This window comes from Hahella sp. CCB-MM4, from assembly GCF_002260525.1.
Taxonomy (GTDB): Bacteria; Pseudomonadota; Gammaproteobacteria; order Pseudomonadales; family Oleiphilaceae; genus Hahella.
Window position 1 is genome coordinate 1 of sequence record NZ_MRYI01000041.1, and the last position, 4,225, is coordinate 4,225.

Genomic DNA, 4,225 nt, shown 5'->3' on the forward strand with positions numbered 1-4,225 from the left:
AGAACGATGGACGCATCCAGTGCAGAACTGGAACCTTACACTCTCGCAGCTATCGATTCACTTTGAAGGGCGGCTAGACGCTCACATCGATCTGTGACTTGGCTGACACAGAGTTTTGAACACCCTCCAAAAAACCACTGAAAACCTCTGCTACGCTCATTGAGATTGACCTCGACATCGTACACAGATGTTGGGTCTGAAATCAGCGTGTCCATGAAATTTCCATCAAGGTTGAAACGGACTTTTAAGCTGCGGTCGCTCCACAGGCGGCGAATTTCTTTTGTGACAACCGCACTGGCCCGGTTTACTAGCTGGTTTCGTGTTTCCGGGTCACTGGCTAAATCCTGAAGGTTCTTTGGGTCCATTCCCGCGACCTTACAGAGCTTGGCAAAGTATCGGTCTTCGTCAGTTGGATTGTTTTGCTGCTGACGCTGATTATATTCGGCTAAGTTTTGGTGGCCTTCTAATTCTGGGTAGTCATCAAGGTAGATAAATTTTGGCATTCGCCCAACAACCCAATTTCGGCCAGCGGCGTGAGCATCATTATCCCCCGCAATTTGCTTGGCTAACGTATCCATTTCAGTTACTGACTCGTCTATTGCCTCTGGAAGCTCCTTTGATGCGGCAACCAATGCCTTTTCAAGCGCGGCGATTACAGTTTGCGCATTTGAAGCCCACTCTTGTAGGTCGTCCGTTTGAGCAATCGCGCTATCGAAATTTGAAGCAGCTGTTTTTATCGTTTCTGAATGAGGCTCTTCACACTCTTCAGAAATGGTGTCGAGTGCTGCTAGTAATTTACGAACCTTAGATTTTAACCACTTGTCGTCAATTTCTAATGGAGGTAGATCATCGAAAGTGACCCACCGTTTATCTCCGTAACGACGCCCAACTTTGACTGTTGATACGTCGGCTGCTCGGGGAAACGTCTTACCAAGCTGCTGCTGTTCAAATGTTGATAGGGTCCAGCTTGATTCAACGACTGGTGTATTATCGTTGCATTCTTCAAGTTTTCTATCTCGGGGAAAGTCTTTTATAGGGCTTAGGGCTTGGAAGCCTTCGACCGGGTTTAGGCTGTGCAATGCTCTGAGAAGATTTGATTTGCCGCTTTCATTTCGCCCAAGTAGTGACGTTATTCGGGAGACTTGGATTTCACCACTGTCGTTGATTGAGCGAAAGTTTCTTGCCCTGAATGATTTTAACTGCACTAATATTCTCCCTTTTTCCTATTTCAGTAACTCCGAAAATAACCACGAGCAAACTCAAACTCTTGAATCAGCCTGGAGCCATAACGCCGCTATAACCAGAATAGTGCGGAGCTTGAATTGTTGTGTTATTGTTTGAGCGTAGCGAGTAACACAACAAGGCAAGCGTAGTCACTATTTCTGCGTTGATAGCTTTGTTATGTTTTTTGACGGATTTTTTGCCAATTTAAAATATGCAGCGTTATTGGCCACCAATTATTTTTGTCGCTATCACTAGTGTCATTCCAGTATTCGATTTCCGACTGGTGTATCTCAATATCTCTAAATAGGAGTTCAAATATTTCATGTTGACTCTGATGCGGTTTAGATTCATCTGCAACATATTCGTTTAAACATTCTAAGAAATAACAACCTAAAACTCTCTTTTCCTGATCCGACGTCGTACTTTCTTGATACAAGTTCAAATAAAGCGTTAGCTCTTTCAAATTGCAGCTAGTGTATTCAAAGTCTTGATCATGGCTATCTATCCTATCCATAGGATTTACCCCGATCTTTTCAAGTACCGAGCGGGCGGCGTCTATATTAGGGTATTTAAGTTCTTTCTTCATATGACCGCTATAAACATAACGCCCGCCACACACGCGAGCAACTTGTTGCGAGTCGAGCGTTGAAAGCGCGGTGTGATGGCGCTTGTTAATGTGCATTATGAATCCGAGCCGCCTTAAATATCTTGGGAACCAACACAAACCAAACTAGATATGCAATTGCCGAAATCACAAATGAAGCAAAGTAGCAGGATACAGAATCAACCACTGACTTTGGAACATACATCCACCAAATAATACTAATCGGTGCCGTGATCACAAGATGTAACCAGCCAAATAGTATTGCTGTGTCGCCACCGCTATGCATAAGCAATGCGGATGGTGCCGCAATTGATAGCCAAATAATTTGTTTGATCCTGCCGCTCATCGAATCACATTAACGCCCGGCTCACCGAGAAAATTTTTGTGGCGGCTTTTTTGGAACAAAAAATATGACACTAAAATTTGTCCGGTGGAGCCGCTTGTTAGCTGGTTCACACTGGATATGCCACGTAGGTCAATATAGGAACACTAAGAATTAATAGAAAACCGCCCAATCGAGCATGTTTACTAGTAACCGGTTTTAAGTGTTTTTCATGTACTAGCTTTGTAAGCCCCCAATACATAAGCGTGAAAACTATCACATATACGGAAGATACTAACATGCTTGCTGCGGCATCGTCGTAACCATAACCCCTGCAAACCAAAGCCACTGACAAAATTAAGCCGAAGGCAACAGCGCAAAAATTTATACCGAATTTTGCTGGAGGCAAAACCAAGTATTTATAGACCGAAGCTTTGAATTTGGCCCCCTCTTTTAGAGGTCCCATAATCAAAAGAAAAAGACCCGATGCCGTTATAGTAATAAAAAACACCGCGATAATTGTCTTAAACGCCATACTCTCAAAGAAAATATTTTGAATTTCATTTCTTACAAATTCTGGGTAAATTCCAAAACCTGCAAGCAATAAGCTACCCCACAAAAAGAAACTACCGGCTTCTTTTGCAAAGTTTAATGATGTCTCTTTAAGTTCCATTGCTCCTCCTTGATTGGATTGAAAAAGCTAACGCCCGCATTTGGGGCCGGACTGTAGCGCAGCGGAACGAAGGTCCCAGCCCACGCAGTGGGCGACCAACATGCGCTTGTTATGGCTGGACACCAGATGACAATAAGGCAAGCAGGAAAAGAACCACAAGAGAATACTGTGTATAGCGCCTGTAACTTGCATATTTAGACAACTCCTTGTCACCTAGACCAACCCACTTTCTTTCTGACATAAATTCTGTATATCCCGTAAAGCTGCCTTCGGGGCTTAAATCTTTAATAATTGCATGTTTTGCGATGGGATATCTCGTGAACATTCGAGGTTCTCCCAAGCTTACATAGAGATCAGGGTATTGATCTTTGATTCGATCAAGAAATCTGCCATGAAAGTAAAAACCCATGCAGACAAAAATAATACTGGTCACCCAAATAATTTGAAACACCAACGTTCCTTAATAGCCATAACATCTATGGACGCTCCACTTGTTGCAAGAAGATCCATTGATTAATTGGTTGTGCAGCCATCTATTCGGACTTTGCCATACTGCCATGCCTATGTCCCTGATGATTTCCGCCAATCCGATTCTAAACATTTGGACGTTCTATTAAAACGATGTTAAGCCCAGATTTTTCGGATTACGGTTCAACCGATTTGCCATCAATTTGACCTTCCCACGCACAACGCGACGTCAACATTCAATTTGTTCAAACCACTTGATAATGCTCGTCATAGCTTCTGTGATGATAAAGCATTGCCCAAGCTATCCGAGCCAGTTTATTGGCTAATGCAACAATGACAACATTTCTATGGCGACGGACTGACAGATCTGAGAGCCAATTCGTCACCAATCGTTTCGGGTTCATATGCCTTAGGACAGCTCTTGCTCCATGAATGAACATCCGACGCAGGTAGGCATCACCCCGTTTGCTGATTCCAAGTAAGCAAGTCTTACCACCACTGGAGTGCTGTTTAGGAACAAGGCCCAACCAGGCAGAGAACTGACGCGCATTCATAAAACACTTTCCATTCCCTATCGAAGCGACAATAGCAGTAGCCGTTAAACGACCAATACCAGGGACAGCCTCCAGACGCTGACATGCCTCCGTGTTTTTACTATAAGAATTGAGCTCCTGATCAAGCTCTAATATGAACTTTTCTAAATCTCTTAAGCGCCCCTGCATACGTCGTATATGGCGCTGCATTATTGGCGAGAGTTCGCTTTCAACCATGGAATAGTCTGTCGCCATCCAGTGCTTTAGCTTATGGGCTCCTACCGGTACGACAATACCGAATTCAGCTAGGGTGGCCCGAAAACGATTAATCAAAGCTGTCCGCTCTTTAGTGAGACCATCTCTTTCACGGTGGAGCAAAAGTACTGACTGTTGATCTACCG

5 protein-coding genes are annotated in these 4,225 nt (G+C 43.8%); all 5 read right to left on the minus strand.

Translation table 11 applies throughout. The features are described 5' to 3' along the window. Window positions 1–35: 35 nt before the first annotated feature. On the minus strand, window positions 36–1,205 hold the full coding sequence (locus tag BTA51_RS28690; protein WP_094712516.1) for an AAA family ATPase: 1,170 nt from the start codon (window positions 1,203–1,205) through the stop codon (window positions 36–38). 194 nt (window positions 1,206–1,399) lie between these two features. Continuing rightward, window positions 1,400–1,906, minus strand: coding sequence for a hypothetical protein (locus BTA51_RS28695; protein ID WP_094712517.1), 507 nt, complete (start codon window positions 1,904–1,906; stop codon window positions 1,400–1,402). Between the two features lie 374 nt (window positions 1,907–2,280). Beyond that, complete coding sequence (locus BTA51_RS28705) at window positions 2,281–2,823, minus strand: hypothetical protein (protein ID WP_094712519.1); 543 nt, start codon at window positions 2,821–2,823, stop codon at window positions 2,281–2,283. A 109-nt stretch (window positions 2,824–2,932) separates the two neighbouring features. Continuing rightward, window positions 2,933–3,274, minus strand: a complete 342-nt coding sequence (locus BTA51_RS28710) for a hypothetical protein (RefSeq protein ID WP_094712520.1) — start codon at window positions 3,272–3,274, stop codon at window positions 2,933–2,935. A gap of 262 nt (window positions 3,275–3,536) precedes the next feature. Further along, the coding region (locus tag BTA51_RS28715) for an IS110 family transposase (RefSeq protein ID WP_141215702.1) at window positions 3,537–4,225 on the minus strand (689 nt) is incomplete at its 5' end.

Coding starts and splice junctions, on each gene's coding strand:
- BTA51_RS28695 (WP_094712517.1), bottom strand. CDS start 1,906: ATGCACATTAACAAGCGCCATCACACCGCGCTTTCAACGCTCGACTCG.
- BTA51_RS28705 (WP_094712519.1), bottom strand. CDS start 2,823: ATGGAACTTAAAGAGACATCATTAAACTTTGCAAAAGAAGCCGGTAGT.